The 19,239-nt window shown below is 65.0% G+C and carries 16 protein-coding genes; 5 read left to right on the forward strand and 11 right to left on the reverse strand.

Going from position 1 to position 19,239, the window contains the following annotated elements:
• Window positions 1-102 precede the first annotated feature (102 nt).
• The 11 genes from CK227_RS04670 to CK227_RS04720 all read right to left on the reverse strand — a co-directional run bounded on the left by CK227_RS04670 (window position 103) and on the right by CK227_RS04720 (window position 12,196).
• Entirely contained in the window at window positions 103-915 is an 813-nt protein-coding gene (locus tag CK227_RS04670; RefSeq protein WP_095771753.1) for an enoyl-CoA hydratase family protein, read from the reverse strand.
• Window positions 912-1,382 carry a MarR family transcriptional regulator gene (locus CK227_RS04675; RefSeq protein ID WP_010913223.1) on the reverse strand — a complete coding sequence of 157 codons (471 nt, stop codon included), beginning with the start codon at window positions 1,380-1,382 and terminating at the stop codon, window positions 912-914. The genes CK227_RS04670 and CK227_RS04675 overlap by 4 nt, the downstream gene beginning before the upstream one ends.
• Window positions 1,376-2,149, reverse strand: coding sequence for an SDR family NAD(P)-dependent oxidoreductase (locus tag CK227_RS04680; RefSeq protein WP_095771754.1), 774 nt, complete (start codon window positions 2,147-2,149; stop codon window positions 1,376-1,378). Before CK227_RS04680 ends, CK227_RS04675 begins: the two co-directional genes overlap by 7 nt.
• A complete protein-coding gene (locus CK227_RS04685) occupies window positions 2,146-4,440 on the reverse strand; it encodes a bifunctional salicylyl-CoA 5-hydroxylase/oxidoreductase (protein WP_095771755.1) in 2,295 nt (764 codons plus the stop codon). The genes CK227_RS04680 and CK227_RS04685 overlap by 4 nt, the downstream gene beginning before the upstream one ends.
• Before the next feature lie 142 nt (window positions 4,441-4,582).
• Complete coding sequence (locus CK227_RS04690) at window positions 4,583-5,182, reverse strand: VOC family protein (protein ID WP_095771756.1); 600 nt, start codon at window positions 5,180-5,182, stop codon at window positions 4,583-4,585.
• A gap of 77 nt (window positions 5,183-5,259) precedes the next feature.
• A complete protein-coding gene (locus CK227_RS04695; protein WP_095771757.1) occupies window positions 5,260-6,096 on the reverse strand; it encodes an ATP-binding cassette domain-containing protein in 837 nt (278 codons plus the stop codon).
• The gene (locus CK227_RS04700) at window positions 6,089-6,967 is read right to left on the reverse strand and encodes an ABC transporter ATP-binding protein (RefSeq protein WP_095771758.1); all 879 of its coding nucleotides are present in this window, start codon (window positions 6,965-6,967) and stop codon (window positions 6,089-6,091) included. The genes CK227_RS04695 and CK227_RS04700 overlap by 8 nt, the downstream gene beginning before the upstream one ends.
• Window positions 6,964-7,812, reverse strand: coding sequence for an ABC transporter permease (locus CK227_RS04705; protein WP_095771759.1), 849 nt, complete (start codon window positions 7,810-7,812; stop codon window positions 6,964-6,966). The genes CK227_RS04700 and CK227_RS04705 overlap by 4 nt, the downstream gene beginning before the upstream one ends.
• Complete coding sequence (locus CK227_RS04710; protein WP_095771760.1) at window positions 7,805-8,812, reverse strand: ABC transporter permease; 1,008 nt, start codon at window positions 8,810-8,812, stop codon at window positions 7,805-7,807. Before CK227_RS04710 ends, CK227_RS04705 begins: the two co-directional genes overlap by 8 nt.
• Before the next feature lie 168 nt (window positions 8,813-8,980).
• Window positions 8,981-10,510, reverse strand: coding sequence for an ABC transporter substrate-binding protein (locus CK227_RS04715; protein WP_095771761.1), 1,530 nt, complete (start codon window positions 10,508-10,510; stop codon window positions 8,981-8,983).
• A gap of 111 nt (window positions 10,511-10,621) precedes the next feature.
• Window positions 10,622-12,196 carry an NAD(P)/FAD-dependent oxidoreductase gene (locus CK227_RS04720; protein WP_095771762.1) on the reverse strand — a complete coding sequence of 525 codons (1,575 nt, stop codon included), beginning with the start codon at window positions 12,194-12,196 and terminating at the stop codon, window positions 10,622-10,624.
• Between the two features lie 118 nt (window positions 12,197-12,314).
• Here CK227_RS04720 and CK227_RS04725 point away from each other — a divergent pair, with 118 nt between their 5' ends.
• From CK227_RS04725 to CK227_RS04745, 5 genes are all read left to right on the forward strand, one after another.
• Window positions 12,315-13,106 carry a cyclase family protein gene (locus tag CK227_RS04725; protein WP_095771763.1) on the forward strand — a complete coding sequence of 264 codons (792 nt, stop codon included), beginning with the start codon at window positions 12,315-12,317 and terminating at the stop codon, window positions 13,104-13,106.
• A gap of 174 nt (window positions 13,107-13,280) precedes the next feature.
• Window positions 13,281-14,852 carry an NAD(P)/FAD-dependent oxidoreductase gene (locus CK227_RS04730; protein ID WP_095771764.1) on the forward strand — a complete coding sequence of 524 codons (1,572 nt, stop codon included), beginning with the start codon at window positions 13,281-13,283 and terminating at the stop codon, window positions 14,850-14,852.
• Window positions 14,852-15,334 (forward strand): MarR family transcriptional regulator, encoded by a 483-nt coding sequence (locus CK227_RS04735; RefSeq protein WP_095771765.1) that lies wholly within the window; start codon window positions 14,852-14,854, stop codon window positions 15,332-15,334. Before CK227_RS04730 ends, CK227_RS04735 begins: the two co-directional genes overlap by 1 nt.
• A 44-nt stretch (window positions 15,335-15,378) precedes the next feature.
• Window positions 15,379-17,532, forward strand: coding sequence for an indolepyruvate ferredoxin oxidoreductase subunit alpha (locus CK227_RS04740; RefSeq protein ID WP_095771766.1), 2,154 nt, complete (start codon window positions 15,379-15,381; stop codon window positions 17,530-17,532).
• Window positions 17,525-19,114, forward strand: a complete 1,590-nt coding sequence (locus CK227_RS04745) for an indolepyruvate oxidoreductase subunit beta family protein (RefSeq protein ID WP_095771767.1) — start codon at window positions 17,525-17,527, stop codon at window positions 19,112-19,114. The genes CK227_RS04740 and CK227_RS04745 overlap by 8 nt, the downstream gene beginning before the upstream one ends.
• Window positions 19,115-19,239 lie beyond the last annotated feature (125 nt).

Here is a 19,239-nt window from a genome sequence, read left to right on the forward strand (position 1 = left end):
GTCGCGGAAGCTGCCGATCTCCCCCCAAGTGGGGGAGATGTCTGGGAGGACAGAGGGGGGCGCTGCCCCGCCGGCAAGTCCTTCTTGAGCGACGAAAACATCTCAATTCCCCTCGAACACCGGCTTTTCCTTGGCCACGAACGCCTTGTAGGCGCGTTCGAAATCGCGCGTCTGCATGCAGATCGCTTGTGCCTGCGCTTCCGCCTCGATCGCCTGGTCGAGACCCATTGACCATTCCTGATTGAGCTGTGTCTTGGTGATGCCGTGGGCGAAGGTCGGGCCGGAGACGATGCGCGCCGCCATGTCGAGTGCATCGGCCTCCAGCGAGGCCGCATCGACCAGCCTGTTGTAAAACCCCCAGCGCTCGCCCTCGGCGGCCGTCATGGTGCGGCCGGTATAGAGCAGTTCGGCGGCGCGGCCCTGGCCGATGATGCGCGGCAGGATCGCGCAGGCGCCCATGTCGCAGCCGGCAAGGCCGACGCGGGTGAACAGGAACGCGGTCTTGGCCTCCGGCGTGGCGATGCGGATGTCGGAGCTCATGGCGATGATGGCGCCGGCGCCGACCGCCACGCCGTCGACGGCGGCGATGATCGGCTTGCCGCAGTTCAGCATCGCCTTGACGAAATCGCCGGTCATGCGGGTGAAGGCGAGGAGCTGCTTCATGTCCATCTTGACCAGCGGGCCGATAATGTCGTGGACATCGCCGCCGGAGCAGAAATTGCCGCCATTGGAGAGGAACACCACGGCGTCGACATCGTCGGCATAGACGAGGTCGCGGAAGGTGTCGCGCAGTTCGGCATAGCTGTCGAAGGTCAGCGGGTTCTTGCGCTCCGGCCGGTCGAGCCGGATCTTGGCGATCCTGCCTTCGACCTCCCACAGGAAATGCTTCGGCTTCAGCCCGGCCATCCCGGTCATTCGCGTCCCTCCCAGTTGCTGCGGAACGAGGTCAGCATGCCGGTCAGCCGGCGCGCATCCTCCTCGCTGACCTTGCCCAGCAATTCGCCGATCCAGCCCTCATGGGCGGCGGCGATGGTGGCAAAGGATTTGGTGCCTTCCTCGGTCAGCCGCACCATGGAGGTGCGGCGGTCGCCATTGCGGCGGGCCCGAGCGACCAGTCCTTCGGAAACCAGCCGGTCGACAATGCCGGTGACATTGCCGTTGGAGACCAGCAGGAAGCGCGACAGGTCGCTCATCAGCATGCCTTCAGGCACGCGATAGAGGGCCGCCATCACGTCGAAGCGCGGCAGGGTCGTATCGAATTCTTTCTTCAGGCGCTCGCGCAGTTCGGCCTCGATCGTGCGCGAGGCGCGCAGCAGCCTGATCCACAGACGCAATCGATCCTTGCCGGGTCCCGACGGTGCGGGCAGGGGGCCGGCTACCATGTTTCGCCTCCTGAGATGGAAATTGCCTGTCCGGTGATCGATGACGCTGCCTCGCCGCACAGCCACAGCACGGCGGCGGCGACTTCCTGCGGCTGGATGAAGCGGCCTTGCGGGTTGGTCGAGGCAAGGCTCGCCCGCGCCTCGCCAGCCGAGCGGCCGGTCTTTTCAACGATGCGCTGGATGGATTCTTCCAGCATGTCGGTCTCGACGAAGCCGGGGCACACAGCGTTGACGGTGACGCCGGATTTCGCAGTCTCCGCCGCCAGCGCCCGCATCAGCCCGACGACGCCATGCTTGGCCGCCACGTAAGGTGCCACGTAAGCGTAGCCTTTCAGCCCTGCCGTTGAGGCAATGAAGATGATCCGTCCTGTCTTGCGCGCGGCCATCCCGGCCAGCGCCGGCTTCACCGTCAGGAAGGCGCCGGTCAAGTTGACGTCGAGCGTCTTCTGCCAGTCGGCGAGCGTGGTCTTGTGCGCTGGTGTGCTGCCGGCCATGCCGGCATTGGCGATGACGACGTCGAACGGCCCGCGCTCGGCTTGCGCCGTCTGATAGAGCGAGGCTATCGACACCTCATTGGTGACATCGGCGGCGATGCCGAAGATACGCTCGCTTTCGCCGGCCACTTTGGCAAGCTCGGCGTCGCGCCGGCCGCAGATGGTCACGTCGATGCCGGCACCAGCCAACGCCAGCGCGATGGCCCGGCCGACACCGGAGCCACCGCCAGTGACCAGCGCATGCTTGCCGGAGATCCCTGGTGCCGCCGTCATACTTTCAGCCCCGCGGCGGCATCGCGCTCGGCCAGCCGGTAGATCTGGTCGCGTCCGGGCAGATAGGGATCCGGCCATTTCACGCCGCGGTCACCGAGCGTCACCGCCGCGTGCAGCGTCCAGTACGGGTCGGCAAGATGCGGCCGTGCCAGCGCCACCAGGTCGGCGCGGCCGGCCATCAGGATCGAGTTGACATGGTCCGGCTCGTAGATGTTGCCGACCGCCATCGTCGCCATGCCGACCTCGTTGCGGATGCGGTCCGAGAACGGTGTCTGGAACATGCGGCCGTAAACGGGTTTTGCCGCCGTTGAGGTCTGGCCGGCGGACACGTCGCAGATGTCGACACCGGCCTCATGCAGCAGCCGCGCGATCTCGACTGCGTCGGCGGGTGTGACGCCTTCGATGCCGACCCAGTCATTGGCTGAAATGCGCACCGAGATCGGCTTCTCCGCCGGCCAAGCGGCGCGCACGGCGTGGAAGATTTCCAGGGGATAGCGCATGCGATTTTCCAGCGCGCCGCCATAGGCGTCGGTGCGCCGGTTGGTGACCGGGGTGATGAAGGACGACAAGAGATAGCCGTGCGCGGCATGGATCTCCAGCATGTCGAAGCCGCAGCGGTCGGCCATCTCGGCCGAGGCCACGAACTCGTCGCGCACCTTGTCCATGTCGGCGCGGTCCATCGCCTTCGGCACCTGGTTCTCAGGCGACCATGCGACAGCCGATGCCGCCATGACAGGCCAGTTGCCCGAGGCCAGCGGCACGTCGGTGCCTTCCCAGCCGACACAGGTTGAGCCCTTGGCGCCGGAATGGCCGATCTGGGCGCAGATCTTGGCCTCGGTCTCTGTGTGGACGAAGTCCAGCAGCCGCTTCCAGGCCACCTCGTGCTCGGGCGCGTAGAAGCCGGGACAACCGGGCGTGATACGGCCTTCCGGGCTGACGCAGGTCATCTCGATATAGACGAGTCCGGCGCCGCCCTTGGCGCGCTCGGCATAATGGGTGAAATGCCAGTCGGTCGGGCAGCCGTCGACGGCCTTGTACTGCGCCATCGGTGAGACGACGACGCGGTTCTGCAGCTTCATGTCGCGCAGCTTGAACGGCGCGAACATCGGCGCCCGGCGCAGCCTGTTGCCGCCGGCACCCGCCTGGCGCTGGAACCATTCTTCGGCACCCCCCAGCCATTCGGCATCGCGCAGCCGCAAATTCTCGTGGCTGATGCGCTGCGAGCGGGTCAGCAGCGAATAGTTGAACTGCACCGGATCGAGGCCAAGATAGCGCTCGACCTCCTCGAACCATTCGAGCGAATTGCGCGCCGCCGATTGCAGCTTAAGCACCTCGGTTCGCCGTGCGTCCTCATATTTGCGGAACGCGGCATCGAGATCCGGCTCGGTTTCCACATACTCGGCCAGCGCGACCGCGCTTTCCAGCGCCAGCTTGGTGCCGGAGCCGATCGAGAAATGCGCCGATGCCGCCGCGTCGCCCATCAGCGCCAGGTTCTTGTACGACCAGCGTTCGCACAGCACGCGCGGGAAATTGATCCAGGCCGAACCCCTGATGTGGTTGGCATTGGTCATCAACGCGTGGCCACCGAGATGCCTGGCGAAGATGCGCTCGCACACCGCGATCGATTCCTGCTGCGTCATCGCACCGAAGCCGAAGGCAGCCCAGGTCTGCTCGCTGCATTCGACGATGAAGGTCGCGGTCTCACTGTCGAACTGGTAGGCATGGGCCCACACCCAGCCATGCTCGGTCTTCTCGAAGATGAAGGTGAAGGCGTCGTCGAATTTCTGGTTGGTGCCGAGCCAGACGAACTTGCATTTGCGGGTGTCGATGTCCGGCTTGAAGATGTCGACGAAGGTGTTGCGCGCCCTGGAATTCAGCCCGTCCGCGGCGACGACTAGATCATGAGACTCCATGTAAGGCTTGGGATCGGCGATATCGGTCTCGAACATCAGCTTGACGCCGAGCTCGCGGGCGCGACGCTGCAAAAGGATCAGCAACCGCTTGCGGCCGATGCCGCAGAAACCGTGACCTGACGAGACCGTGCGCACGCCGTCATGAATGACGGCAATGTCGTCCCAATAGGCAAAATGCTTCTTGATCCAGACGGCGCTGACCGGATCGTTCTTGGCGAGGTTCTCAAGCGTTTCGGCCGACAGCACGACGCCCCAGCCGAACGTGTCGTCGGCGCGGTTGCGCTCGAACACCGTCACATCGTGCGCGGCGTCCCTGAGCTTCATCGATATGGCAAAGTAGAGGCCGGCTGGACCGCCGCCGAGAACCGCAACCTTCATCTGTGCGATCTCCTCTTCGCTTGCTGCATGGTGAGTATCGCGCCGGCGGCAAAATATTTCAAGCTTAAAGTTTTATGTCGAAATCATTGTGCCGATACCGGGCAGCGCGCTTGCGTGTCGCCCCGCAAGCGCGCGCCAAGGGTCACTTTTCCGGGTTCTTCGGGCTCCACAGCACCGTCTCGGCACCCTTCTCATAGGCCATGCCGTCGGGGTAGCTGATCGCTTCCAGCTGCAATCCCCAGGGCGCCTGGAAATAGAGAATGGTCTGGCCGGCGGCGGGCCCTTGCTTGACCGGCAGGGGCCCCATGCGTGTCTTGACGCCCTTGCCATCGAGATAGGCTTTGGCGGCGGCAACGTCGTCGACATAGAGGGCGATATGGAAGCCGCCAATGTCGCTGTTCTTCGGCGTCAGATCCTTCTGGTCGGGCGCGGTGTATTTGAACAGCTCGATGTTCGAGCCATAGCCGCAACGCACCATGGTGACCTGCTCGATGACGGCCTTGGGATCGACGCCCAGAAGGTCCTGCATGAAGGTGCCCTTGTCATCGGCGAACGGGCCGAACGACATTGCCTTCTTGCAGCCGACCACCTCGGTGAAGAAGTCGACCGCCTGCTTCATGTCGGGGACGGTGATGCCGGTGTGATCGTGGCCGCGCATGCCGGGGATCGAATCGGCCGAGGCCATGCCGGCGCCGCCAAGGACAGCGGCGGCAAGCGTTGCATTTCGAAGTATCGTCTTCATGTCAGTCCTCTCCATTGGCGGGACCTGGGTCTTTGCGGTCGCATGTCCGAACCCCGCTTTTCGGCATGCGTATGCATTCATGTCGGGGCCTTGGCGGCGGCAGGAATGTCCAGCCAGCCGGCGTCGATTTCGGGCAGCGGAATGGCTCCGATGAGGTCGCGCGTGTAGGCCTGCCTGGGATTGTCGAACAAGGCGTCGGTGGCGCTGGCCTCGACGATCACGCCTTCGCGCATGACGATGACTTGCCGGCACAGCCGCCGGATGACCGACAGGTCGTGGCTGATGAAGGCGACGGTCAGGCCCATATCGGCTGCGAGCTTCTCCAGCAGGGTCAGGATCTGCGCCTGCGTCGACACGTCGAGGCCGGAGACGATCTCGTCGGCCAGCACGAATTTCGGCGACAGCGCCAGAGCGCGCGCAATGCCAACGCGCTGGCGCTGGCCGCCAGACAGTTCGTGGCGGTAACGGCCGGCAAAGCTCTGCGGCAGGCCGACCCGCTGCAGCGCCTCGGCGACGCGCGCCTTCAGATTGTCGCCAAGCCCGTTCTGCTTGAGCGGCGCGGCGATGATGCTGGCGATGGTGCGGCGCGGATTGAGCGACGACATCGGATCCTGGAAGATCATCTGCAGATTGCGGCGCAACGGCCGCAACTCCGCTTCCGGCAGATGCGTGATGTCGCGGCCGTCGAAGCTGATGCTGCCGGCGCTGGGCTCCAGCAGGCGCACCAGGGCACGACCGAGTGTCGACTTGCCGGAACCGGATTCGCCGACGATGCCGGTCACCGATCCCTTCGGCAAGTCAAAGTCGAGCCCTTTCAGGATTTCAGCCAACGGCGCACCGCCGATCAGCGGCTTGCGCGTCATGTCGGGCAAGGCGACCTTCAGCCCGCGTACGGAAAACAGCGGCTCAGCCATGCGGCCCCCTCCATGCCAGGTCTGCTGCTGCGATCTCGGCGGCAAGCCCAGCCAGCACCGCTTCGTCCACGGGTTTCAGCGAGGCGAAAGGGTCGGTATAGCGCGGCGTCGCCGCCATCAGCGCCCGCGTATAGGCGTGCTGGGGGGCGGCGAAGAGCGCTGCCGTATCGGCTTCCTCCACCACCTTGCCGGCATAGAGCACCGAGACCTTCTGGCTGATCTTGGCGACGACGCCGAGATCGTGGGTGACGAACAGGATCGCGGTGCCGTGCTCGCGCTGCAACGCGGCGATCAGGCGCAGGATCTGCTTCTGCACGGTGACGTCGAGCGCCGTCGTCGGCTCGTCGGCGACGATCAGCCGGGGTTCGGCGGCGAAGGCGGCCGCGATCAGCACGCGCTGGCGCATGCCGCCGGACAGCTCGTGCGGATAGCTTTTCAGCACGCGCTCGGGATCGCGGATCTGCACCTCGTCCAGCAACTGCCGGGTGCGCCGATCGGCCTTCTCGCCGCTCCAGCCGAGAATGCGCACCAGCCGGTCGGTCATCTGCGGACCGATGCGGCGCGACGGGTTGAGCGCGGTCAGCGGATCCTGCGGGATCAGCGCCGTGCGTGCGCCGATCAGCGTGCGCCGTACCTTGGGCTGAAGCCTGCCGAGGTCTTCGCCCTCGAGCAGCATGTCGCCTTCGACGAGCCGCACGCTCAACGGCAACACGCCGAGCACCGCCTTGCCGATCATCGTCTTGCCGGCGCCGCTCTCGCCGACCAGTGCGCGCACCTCGCCGGGTTGCACGGCAAGCGACACCGAGCGCAGCACGCGCTGGCCGTTCGGCAGCACGGCGCTGAGATTGGCGATGTCGAGACAGGCGCTCATCGCAGCACCGGGTCGAAACGGGCCTTCAGCGCTTCGCCGAACTGGCTGAACGACAGCACGGTGAGGATCAGCGTGATCAGCGGAAACACCAGCACCCACCAGGCCTGATGGATCGACAGCCGGCCCTCGGCGATGATGCTGCCCCAGGTCGGATCGTCGGTCGAGATCGACAGATTGACGAAGGACAGGATCGCCTCGACGATGACGGCGATGCCCATCTCCAGCGACAAAAGCGCCACGATCGACGGCACCACATTGGGCAGCACTTCGCGCAGCATGATGCCGATGCGGCCATAGCCGGCGATGCGGGCATTCTCGACATAGTCCATGCGCGACTGGCCCATCGCCTCGGCGCGGATCACCCGGCAGAAGCGCGTCCAGTCGATGATGGCGATCGCCAGGATGACGGAGCTGAGGCCGGTGCCGAGCACAGCGACCAAGAGGATGGCGAACAGCACCGGCGGAAACGCCATCCAGATATCGACGACGCGCGAAATGATGCGGTCGGCCCAGCCGCCGAAATAGCCTGCGATCAGCCCGAGCGTCGAGCCGACGAGGCAGGCGGCGATGGCCGCCGCGAAAGCGACGATGAAGGCGATACGGCCGCCGAAGATCAGCCGGGACAACAGATCGCGGCCGAGGCTGTCGGTGCCCAGCCAATAGCCGGGCTCGGCGCCATCAAGCCAGAAGGGCGGCAGCCGCTCCAGCATCAGATCCTGCGCCAGTGGATCCTGCGGCGCCACCAGCGGCGCGAAGATCGCCGCCAGCAGAGCCAGCAGCAGCCAGCCGCCGGCGAGCCACAGCCTGGGGCTCGGTCCGCGTCTTGATGTGCGGGCCTCATCCATGGCGCAGCCTCGGGTTGAGCAGGGCATACATCATGTCGACCACGAGATTGATCAGCACGAACAGCAGCGCGAAGACCAGCACGATGCCCTGGATCAGCGGCAGGTCGCGGTTGATGACGGCATCGATCGCCATGTTGCCGAGGCCTTCATAGGAAAACAGCCGCTCGACGATGACGGTGCCGCCGATCAGGAAGGTGAACTGCACGCCGACCAGGGTCAGCGTCGGCAGGGCGGCGTTCTTCAGCGCCTCTCGCAGGATGACCTGCGTCTCGGAAAAACCCTTGACCCGCGCCAGCACGACATAGTCGAGGTCGAGCACTTCCTTCAGCGACTGTTTCAGCAGTTGCGAGATGATCGCCGCCAGCGGCAGCGCCAGCGCCACCGCCGGCATCAGCATGTGCTTCAACAGGTCCCAGGTCAGGTCGAAGCGCAGCCGCAGCAGGCTCTCGAAGAAATAGAACTGGGTGGCGAAGGGCAGGTCGAGCTGCGGCGACACACGGCCGGAAATGTCGAAGATCGGCACCAGCACGCCGAACAACAGGATCAGCACCAGGCCCCACAGGAAATCGGGAATGGAAAGTGCCGCCCCGCTGGCGATGTCGATGCCTGCCTCCACCGCCGTGCCGCGTTCTCTGGCGCCGAGGACCGCCGTCGTACCGCCGATCGCCACCGCCATGATCAGCGCGACGATGGCCAGTTCCAGCGTCGCCGGCAGCCGGTTGAAGACGAGGCCGAGCACGTCCTGCCGCAGCGAAATCGAGGTGCCGAAATCGCCCCGGACAACGCCGGACAACCAGATGAAGAATTGCTGCACGATGGTCTTGTCGAGCCCGTAGAGCGCGCGCAGGCGGGCGATGTCGTCATCCGTCGCGCCGGGCGGCAGCATCATGGCGATCGGATCGCCGGGCGCGACGCGGATCACGACGAAAACGACGATGGCCACGCCGAACAGCGTGATCAGCATCGTCAGAAGACGGATCAGGAATCTTTGCAGGAGCATGCTGGCTGAAGCCCGGCCTGTCTCAGTGATCGGTTAAGCGAAACGCCCTCTCATCCGGCCGCTTGGCGGCCACCTGCTCCCCGAGGGGAGAAGGTGGCCCGAAGGGCCAGATGAGGGGGCCTGCGTAAGTTGCACGCTGTCTTGGAACAGCGTGCCTTGTCGTCAGTCTCAGGCCGGGGTCATCAGTGCCGGCAGCAACGCGCCGGAGACATGCTGCACCACCTTGACGCCCTTGGCATGCACGATCGGCTGCGCATACTGCATAAGCGGCAGCACATAGGCCTGCTCGGCGATGTATTTGTCGACCGCCTTCCAGCCGGCGATGCGCTTGGCCTCGTCCTTCTCGCCCCACAGCGGGTTGATCATGTCGATCAGGTCCTGGCTGTCCCACACCGAGTGCGGGCTCGGCCCGTACATGGCAAAGCCGGTCGAGGTCGTCGGGTCGCCGATGGCGTTGCCCCAATTGTAGAAGGCCGCCGGCGCCAGCTTGTCGGCGGCGCGCAGTTCGTAGTGCTTGGCGATCTCGTAGACTTCGATCGTCGCTTCGATGCCGACCTTGCGCCACATGCCGACGATCGCCTGGATCATCTCATAATCCTTGGGCTTGAAGCCCTTGGTCGTCTGGATGGTGAGCTTGACCGGCTTTTCCGGCGAATAGCCGGAGGCTGCAAGCAACTCCTTGGCCTTTTCCGGATTGTGCTCGACCTTGATCGACGCATCGTAGGCCGTGTATTCCGGCGTCTCCAGCGTGGCGATCGGCTGGCCGTAGCCGCGCAGCAGCCGCTTGACCAGAAGCTCCTTGTCCACCGCCATCACGGCTGCTTGGCGCACGTTCTTGTCCAGCATCGCCTCGATGTCGTTGAAGAAGATCATGCCGATGTCGGAAACATTCTTGATCGAGCCGGCAAGTCCGTCCTTGGCGATCAGGCGGTCATATTCCTCGTAGGGGATTTCGAGCGTCACCTGCGAGGAGCCGGATTCGATCTCGGCGACGCGGCTCGCCGCGTCGGTGACGAACTTGATCGTCACATTCTCGAAAGCCGGCTTGCCGCCCCAATAGTTCGGATTGGCCTTCAGCCGCAGGAAGGCGTTGCGCTCGAACTTTTCCACCATGTAGGGGCCGGTGCCGATCGGCGCTTTCTCGAAGCCTTCGGCGCCGACCTTCTCGTAATAGGCCTTCGGCAGGATGTAGCCGGTCAGGAACGACATCCATTTGAAATAGACCGGGTCGAACTGCACCACGTCGCCCGTGATCTTGTTGCCGTCGATCTTGAAGTTGCTGACATTCTTCCAGACGAACTGGATCGGGTTGCCGGTCTTCTCGTCGCCCGCGCGCTGCAGCGACCAGACAACGTCCTCGGGCGTGAAGGGTGAGCCGTCATGCCATTTCACGCCCTCGCGCACCGTCATCATCACCTTGGTGCGGTCGTCGTTCCAGCCCCATTCCGTGAGCAGGCCAGGGGCGAAGGACAGGTCGGGCTTCTGCGGGATAAACTGGTCGAACACCGACTGGTAGAGGCCCTGGATCGTCGGGTTGACGGCCGAGGGCCCAGTGGTCGGATCCCAGGACGGCAGGTTGACATTGTATGCGATGGTCAGTTCGCCGGCCGCCGCCTTGGCTATTTTCGGCAGGCCAACCGCGGCCATGCCGAGTGCCGCGGCACTGTATTCCAGCAATTCGCGTCTGTTGATTTTCATGGTCGTTCCCCTTGTTGGTTATTGTCTTTGCGCGGCGCTATCCGTTCATTGGTTCAGGCTTCGTGGGCAGCAGCGCCTTGCCCCTCGTCACCTCGATAAAATCGTCGGAGCCTACCTCCCGCCAAGCTGTTGCGCGAGCATGAAACCCGAGGCCGCACCGGTCCCGGCACCCGGCCATGTCGCGGCTCCCGTCAGATGCAGATTGCCGACCGGCGTGTTCCAGCCGGCATAGCCGCGCGCCGGGCGGAACAAGAAGTTCTGCGCCAGATGGTGGCTGCCGCAAACCTGGTCGCCACCGACCAGGTTCGGGTTCTCGCGCTCGAGGTCGATGGGCGAGAACACGGACCGGCCGAGGATTTTGGCGCGCAGGCCGGGCGCATAAGTCTCGATGATGTCGAGCACGCGATCGCCATAGGCGTCCTTGACCTGATCCCAATGCGCGGGCGCAATCTTGCCGGCAGCATCGCCTGTTATCTCTGCAGGCAGCATGCGCACCTGCACCCACAGCACATGCTTGCCCCGCGGCGCGCGTGAGGGATCGATCGCGGTCGGCTGGCCGACGACCAGCACCGGTTCGTCCGGCAGCATGCCGGCCATTGCCTGCTGATAGGTGCGCGACATGGCGTCGAGCGAGGGCGACAGATGCACATAGGCGAACTGCCGTAACTCAGACCCGGCGCGCCAGTCCGGCAGGTCGTCCAGCGCCAGGTGGATCATCATCGTACCCGGCGCATACCGAAATTTTCTCATCGCCGTGTCGAAGCCGGCATTGCCGGACCCCCCCGGCAGCAGCGTGCCGGTCAGCGCCTTTGGCGCGACGCCGGCGATGACGGCCTTGGTGGCTGTATGGGTCTCACCGGAAACAAGCCGCACCCCGGTCGCCTTGCCGGCGGAAACGGTGATCTCGGCCACTTCCGCGCCGGTGACGATCTTGCCGCCGGCGGACGTCACCATGCCGGCCAGCGCCCGGATGATGGTGTCGGCGCCGCCCTTGCCCAGCACCATGCCGAAGCTCTGGTTGGCCATCGATTCCAGATAGGGGAACACCGCACCGCCGGCGATGTCGGGGGCGAAGTCGAGATGCATGCCCCAGGTGGCGAGCGTCGCCCGCACATAAGGCGACTCGAAAGTCTCCTCCAGCCACGCGCGGGGTGACGACAGCAACAGCCTTCCCGTGTCGAGCGCGCCGGATATGCCCTTCTTGCGCCACAGCTTCCACGCTGAGCCGGCCAGCGCGCGGGCGCTCATCGGCGAGCCCAGCAGCCGGAACAGATGTTCGGCCTCGGCCGAGAAGGCGGCAACAAGCCCGCGCCATGTCGCGGCATCGGCGGTGGAGAAAGCGGCCATGCGCGTGGCGGTCTTTTCCAGATCGTTGCTGACGCCGAACCAGCGTCCGTTCGGAAAGGCGCTGGCGAAACAGTCGGCGACCGGAGCGAATTCCAGGCCCTGCGCTTTCAATTCATTTGCATATTTCCGGTGGAAGGCAGAGCCGGCAAACAGGCTCAGATTCATCGCGCCGAAATCATGGCGGAAGCCGGGAAGGGTGAATTCGCGGGTCTGGACGGCGCCGCCGATTGTTGCGCTGCGCTCGAAAATCCCGGTTTTCCAGCCTTTGAGCGCCAGATGCGCGGCGCATGCCAGACTGTTGTGGCCCGCCCCGACAAAGATCGCGTCGAACTCGCTCACGCCCCGTTCCCATTTCCTTTATGCTTAAAGATAATTGCAGATGCATATGTTTTCGTCTAGTAGGATATTAAGGGCCGAGACGAGCCTCGATCATCACCACAAAAGAGGGAACACAAACATGGATACGCAAAAACTCCTCGGCGAAGTCGCCGGCCGGCTGCTTTCAGGGGCCATCAAGGTGGTCGACCTGTCGGCGCAGCTCGGACCGGACACGCCGCTGATCAAGCTGCCGCCGGAACTCGCCGTCGACACGCCCAAGGTCGAGATCCATTCGATTTCCCGCTATGACAAGAACGGCCCTTGGTGGGCGTGGAACTGGCTGAAGCTCGGCGAGCATTCCGGCACGCATTTCGATGCGCCGCAGCATTGGATCACCGGCAAGGACTATCCGGACGGCGCCACCGATACCATTCCGGCGCAGAACTTTGTCGGCCCGGTCAATGTCATCGACTGCTCCAAGGAAGCCGCCGCCGACCACGATTTCCTGCTCACCGTCGACCACATCAAGGCGTGGGAAGCCAAGCACGGCGCCATCAACGCCGGCGAGTGGGTGGTGATGCGCACCGACTGGTACAAGCGCAACGGTTCGGAAGCCGAGTTCCTCAACGCCAACGAGACCGGCCCGCATACGCCCGGCCCGACGGCCGAAGCCATCCAGTATCTGATAGCCAAGGACATCAAGGGCTGGGGCTCGGAGACGATCGGAACCGACGCCGGCAAGGCGGGCGGCATGGAGCCGCCATTCCCGGCGCACACGCTGATGCACAAGGCCAACCGCTACGGCCTCGCCAGCCTGTGCAACCTCGACCAGCTGCCGCCGAAGGGCGCCATCCTGATCGCGGCGCCGCTCAAGATCGAGCACGGCACTGGCAGCCCGATCCGCGCGCTGGCGCTGGTCTCGGGGCAATAGGCGAGGTGGCGGTCTTCGGGAGAAGATCATGGTCGAGGGCAAAACTTCGATGACGAAGTGGGGAAGACCGTCTTGTGACGTCAGCGTTCTACGGCGCCCCCCTCTGTCCAGAGGGGGGCGCGAAGGAACGCGGCTTAGCCCGATTGGCCTCCCGTCATCCAAGGGTACTCCCCAATGAAAGCGCCCGATCACATCATCGTCGGCAGCGGCATCAACGCGCTGGTCTGCGCGGCGATGCTTGGCGGCAAGGGCGCCAAGGTGCTCGTCCTCGAACGCAACGACCGCATCGGCGGCTGCATGCGCACCGAGGAGATCACCGCGCCCGGCTTCATACACGATGTGATGGCGACGACCTTCGTGCTGTTCATCACCTCGCCGGCCTTTGCGGCATTGGGCGGCGACCTCGCCCGGCACGGGCTGGAGTTCTGCCACACGGCCACGCCGACCGGCGTGCTGCGGCCGGACGGCAGCCACGCGGTGCTCAGCACCGACCGCGCCGCCAACGTCGCCGCACTCAATGCGATCGCGGCGGGTGATGGCGACCGCCACGCCGACGATGTCGGTGGCATCGAACGCAATGCCGGCCTGCTGTTCGGCCTGCTCGGCGGCAGCCTGTGGTCCTATCCGACGGCCAAGCTTTTGGCCGGCGATGCCTGGCGGCGCGGCCCGCGCGGCCTTGCCGCCTTTCTCGGCGACGCTCTGGCGCCGGCACGCGGCTGGCTGGAAAGCACCTACCAGTCCGAAACCATCCGCGCGCTTTGGGCGCCCTGGGTGCTGCATGCCGGGCTCGGGCCGGAAGATGCCTTCTCCGGCCAGATCGCCAAGGTGATCGCCTTCGCGCTCGAAGCCGCGGGCGCCCCGATCGTCAAGGGCGGGGCAAGGAACCTGCTGTCGGCCTTCGAGGCATTGATCATCGAGCGCGGCGGCGTCATCTCCACCGAAGCGGACGTCGCCTCCATCATCCTGGCTGGTGGTCGCGCCACCGGTGTGCGGCTGGCCTCGGGCGAAACGGTCCATGCGAAGAAGAGCATCATCTGCTCGGTGACGCCGACGCAGCTTTATGGCCGGCTGCTAGGCAGCGAGGCGCCCAAAGCCGACATCGAGGCAACGCGGAAATACCGCTACGGCAAAGGCAACTTCCAGATCCACTACGCCCTCGACAAGCCGCCGGCATGGCGCGGCGGAGGACTGGACAAGGTGGCGTTGTTGCATCTGACGCCGGGCCTGGATGGCGTGTCGAAAGCCTGCAACGAGGCGGTGCGCGGCATGCTGCCGGAAGTGCCGACCATCTGCGTCGGCCAGCCGCACGCGCTCGACCCGTCGCGCTGTCCGCAAGGCAAGGCGATCCTCTGGCTGCAACTGCCAGAGGCGCCGCGCCACATCAAAGGCGATGCCGCCGGTAAGCTGGAGGCCCCGGCTGATGGGCAATGGACCGACGCATTGCGCGAGGCCTATGCCGACCGCGCTGGAGCGATCCTCGCCAGCCACATCGATGGCTTCAAGGACAGCGTGATTGCGCGCCGAGCCTATTCGCCGACCGACCTTGAAGCGATGAACATCAATCTGGTCGGCGGCGATCCCTATGGCGGATCCTCGACCATCGACCAGTCATTCCTGTGGCGGCCGTTCAAGACCAGCCGCAACCACCAGACCGGCATAAAGGGGCTTTATCATATCGGCGCCTCGACCCACCCGGGCGCGGGTCTCGGCGGCGGTTCCGGCTTTCTCCTGGCGAGGAGGCTGTGATGGAACAGAAGGTGGCGGAAAAGCGCCAGCGCATTTCGACGCTCGGGCAGATCGGCCTGCAGCAATTCGCGCCCTATCTGATGAACCGCATCATGGGCCGCTACAACGCCACCTTGCGCGATGATTTCCGCAAGCAGGGCCTGACCATTCCGCAGGTGCGCACGCTGGCCGTGCTGTCGGTCACCGATGGCGTCACCGTCAACGACCTCTCGGTCTATACGGTGATCGAGCAGTCGACCTTGAGCCGCACGCTGGACACGCTGGAGGGGCAAGGTTTCGTGCGGCGCGAACAGGGCGTCACCGACAGCCGCATCCGCCATGTCTTCCTGACCGATGAGGGCCGCGCCGAGTTCACTCGCGCCTGGCCGGCCATGCATGACGCGTTCGAGGCGATGTTCGACGATATCGACGACGCTGAATATGCGGCACTCATCGCCACGCTTTTGAAGATGCTCAAGAACATTCGCAAGCACGACATCTAGACGTACGCGCCGCCGGTTCTCGGCGGCAACGGAAGGAGGCAGAGATGGCCGAACGGTCTTTCGCCAAGGAAGTTGAAAAACTCAGGCTCGGCGCCGGAGAGGAGTTTGCCGGCGAGGGCATCCTCGCCATCACCAAGGCGCTGCTGCAATGCGGCGTCGGCTATGTCGGCGGCTACCAGGGCGCGCCGATCAGCCACCTGATGGATGTGCTGGCCGACGCGCAGGACATTCTGGGCGAACTCGGCGTGCATTTCGAGGCGAGCGCCTCGGAAGCCACCGCCACCGCCATGCTCGCCGCCTCCGTGCATTATCCCATCCGCGGTGCCGCGACCTTCAAATCGACCGTCGGTACCAATGTCGCCTCCGATGCGCTCGCCAATCTTGCCTCCGGCGGCGTCACCGGCGGCGCGCTGATCATCGTTGGCGAGGACTATGGCGAGGGCTCCTCGATCATGCAGGAGCGCAGCCATGCCTTTGCCATGAAGAGCCAGGTCTGGCTGCTCGATCCACGCCCCAACCTGCCGTCGATCGTCAAGGCGGTGGAGGACGGCTTCGAGCTGTCGGAATCCTCCAACACGCCGGTCATGCTGCAAGTGCGCATCCGCTGCTGCCACGTTCACGGCCATTTCACCGCCAAGGACAACAAGCGGCCGCCGATGACGGTCGCCGATGCTCTCGAAGCACCGCGCCGCGACACCGGCCGCATCGTGCTTCCGCCCGCCTCCTTCCTGCATGAGAAGGAGAAGGTGGCGAAGCGCTGGCCGGCCGCCGTCGATTTCATAAAGAGCCGCAAGATCAACGAATTCTTCGGTTCGGACCACGGCTCGGTCGGTATCGTCATGCAGGGCGGCATGTACAATTCCGTCATCCGCGCCTTGCAGCGTCTCGGCCTTGCCGACACCTATGGCGAGACGGACGTGCCGCTCTACGTGCTCAACGCCGTCTATCCCTTGATCGACGACGAGTTCCTGTCCTTCTGCGAGGGCAAGCAGGCGGTGCTGGTCGTCGAGGAGGGCCAGCCCAATTACATCGAGCAGGCCTTCGCGGCGATGCTGCACAAGGCCGGGCGTGGCTCCAGGCTGGTCGGCAAGGAATATCTGCCGATGGCCGGCGAATACACCGGCCAGGTCATGCTCGACGGCATCGGCGCCTTTCTGCGCGCCGAGGCGCCGCATCTGCTGCCCGGTGAAGTGCGCGCGCCCAACAAGGTCGGCGACGGCGTCGACACCGCGGACCTGATCAATGTGGTGCCGGGCCGTCCGCCGGGCTTCTGTATCGGCTGCCCGGAGCGGCCGATCTTCGCCGCGACCAAGCTGGTCGAGCAGGAACTCGGCAAGCACCACATCGCCTCCGATATCGGCTGCCATCTGTTCTCAATCATGCCGCCCTTCGAGCTCGGCGCCACCACCATGGGCTATGGGCTGGGGCCGGCCTCGGCGTCGGCGTTCAATTCGCCCGATGCCAAGCGCCGCTCGATCTCCTTCGTCGGCGATGGCGGCTTCTGGCACAACGGCCTGACCTCCTCGATCGGCAATGCGGTGTTCAACAAGAATGACGGCGTCATCGTCATCGTCGATAATTTCTATTCGGCCGCTACCGGCGGGCAGGACATCCTGTCATCGCGCGCCGGCAACAAGACCAAGTCGACAAAACATCCGATCACCGAGGCGGTGAAGGGCATGGGCGTCAAATGGCTGCGCCATGTCGACCGCACCTACGATGTCGGCAAGATGCAGGACACGTTGCGCGAGGCGCTGACGACGGAGGAGAAGGGGCCGAAGGTCATCGTCGCCTCGTCAGAATGCATGCTCAACCGCCAGCGCCGCGAAAAGCCGCTGGTCGACAAGGCGATCAAGGGCGGCGAGCGCGTGATCAAACCGAAATTCGGTGTCGACGAGGACATCTGCACCGGCGACCACGCCTGCATGCGGTTGTCGGGCTGCCCGTCACTGTCGGTGAAGTCGCTCGACGATCCGCTGCGCGACGATCCGGTGGCATCGATCGACCAGAACTGCGTCGGCTGCGGCAATTGCGGCGAGGTCGCCGATGCCGCCGTACTCTGCCCGTCCTTCTACCGCGCCGATGTAGTCCACAATCCGAGCCGCTGGGACCGTTTCCTGGAATCCGCGCGTCGCGCGGTGATCAGCCTTCTGCAGCGCCGCCGCGAAAGCCGGCGCCTGACGTTCGCCAATGCTTGACGCTGTCCCGCCATTCCGCGCCAAGGACGGCACCCAGGACGACCAGCGCGTCATCAAGCTCGCTGTGCTGGCGGTCGGCGGCCAGGGCGGCGGCGTGCTGGCCGACTGGATCACCGATGTCGCCGAACGCAATGGCTATGTCGCGCAATCGACCTCGGTCGCCGGCGTGGCGCAGCGCACCGGCGCCACCATCTACTATGTCGAAATGGCCCGGGACACCGGCCGGCTGCCGGTCTTCGCGCTGTCGCCCTCGCAAGGCGATGTCGACATATTGGTCGCCGCCGAATTGATGGAAGCCGGCCGTGCCATCATCCGTGGTTTCGTCACGCCGGAGCGCACCACGCTGATCGCCTCTTCGCACCGCATCGCCGCGGTATCGGAGAAGATCGAGCCGGGCGACGGCCGGGCCTCATCTGCCAAGGTGCATGCGACGGCGGAATCCGCATCGAAGCGCTTCATCGCCTTCGACATGGAAAAGATCGCCGCCGACAATGGTTCGATGATCTCGGCCAGCCTGCTTGGCGCGCTGGCGGGCTCGGACGCACTGCCCTTCACGCGCGAAAGCTACGAGCAGGCGGTCAGTGCCGGCGGCCGCGGCGTCAAGGCCAGCCTCGCCGCCTTTGGCGCCGCCTATGACCGGGCGCGCGGCACGGCGGCACCGGCGCCGAGGCCGGCAGGGCCGGCCATTGTCGAATCCGCATTGGGCGCAGGGCGCGTGAGCGGCCCGCAAAACCTGCTGCAGGGCTGGCAGGCGCTCGCTGCCCGCATCGACCTGATGCCCGTGGCGGTGCGTGACATGGCGTTGCGGGGCCTGAGGAAGGTCGTCGACTATCAGGACATCGCCTATGGCGGCGAGTATCTTGACCGGCTGGACAAGGCCGTCGCGGTGGATCGCGCCGACCATGCCCATGCGCTGTCCATCGCCGCCGCCAAGCACCTCGCCAACGCGCTGTGCTATGACGACATGATCCGTGTCGCCGACCTGAAAACACGGTCGACCCGTGACAGGCGCGTGCGCAAGGAAGTCGGCGTCAAGGAAGGTTCGATCCTGCAGGTCACCGAATATTTTCATCCGCGCATCGAGGAGTTCTGCGGCACGATGCCGGCGGGGCTGGGCAGCTATATCGAGAGCCGGCCGAAGCTTGCCGCCTTCCTCGACCGCCGCATCAACCATGGCCGCCGCATCCGCACCGACAGCTTTGCCGGCTTTGCGGCACTCTGGTTCATCGGCGGCCTGCGCCGCTGGCGCCGCGGCCTGCTGAGGCACAAGGTCGAGACCGCGCATCTCGATCGCTGGTACGCGCTGGCGCTCGCCCATGTGCCCCAGGACTATGCGCTGGCCGTCGAAATCCTCAACTGCCGCCGGCTGATCAAGGGCTACAGCGACACCCATGTTCGCGCCCAGTCCAAATTCGACCGCGTGCTGTCGGCGCTTGCCACGCTCAAGGGCCGCGACGATGCCGCCGACTGGATCCGCCGCCTGCGCGAGGCGGCGCTGAAGGACGAAAACGGCGACATGCTCGACGGCGCGCTGAAGACAGTGGCGACGCTCGGGCCAGGTCCGGCAACCTCGGCGCCCTAACCCCGAGATACCAGAGGCATCACCGGTTCCGGGTTCCGTTTCCAGGCGCAATGAACGACGTTCATTTTTCGCTTGAACAATGTTCAAGATGTGATAGGGTGCGCTTATGAACGATGTTCATTTCT

The sequence above is a fragment of the Mesorhizobium sp. WSM4308 genome (assembly GCF_002294905.1).
Lineage (GTDB): Bacteria > Pseudomonadota > Alphaproteobacteria > Rhizobiales > Rhizobiaceae > Mesorhizobium.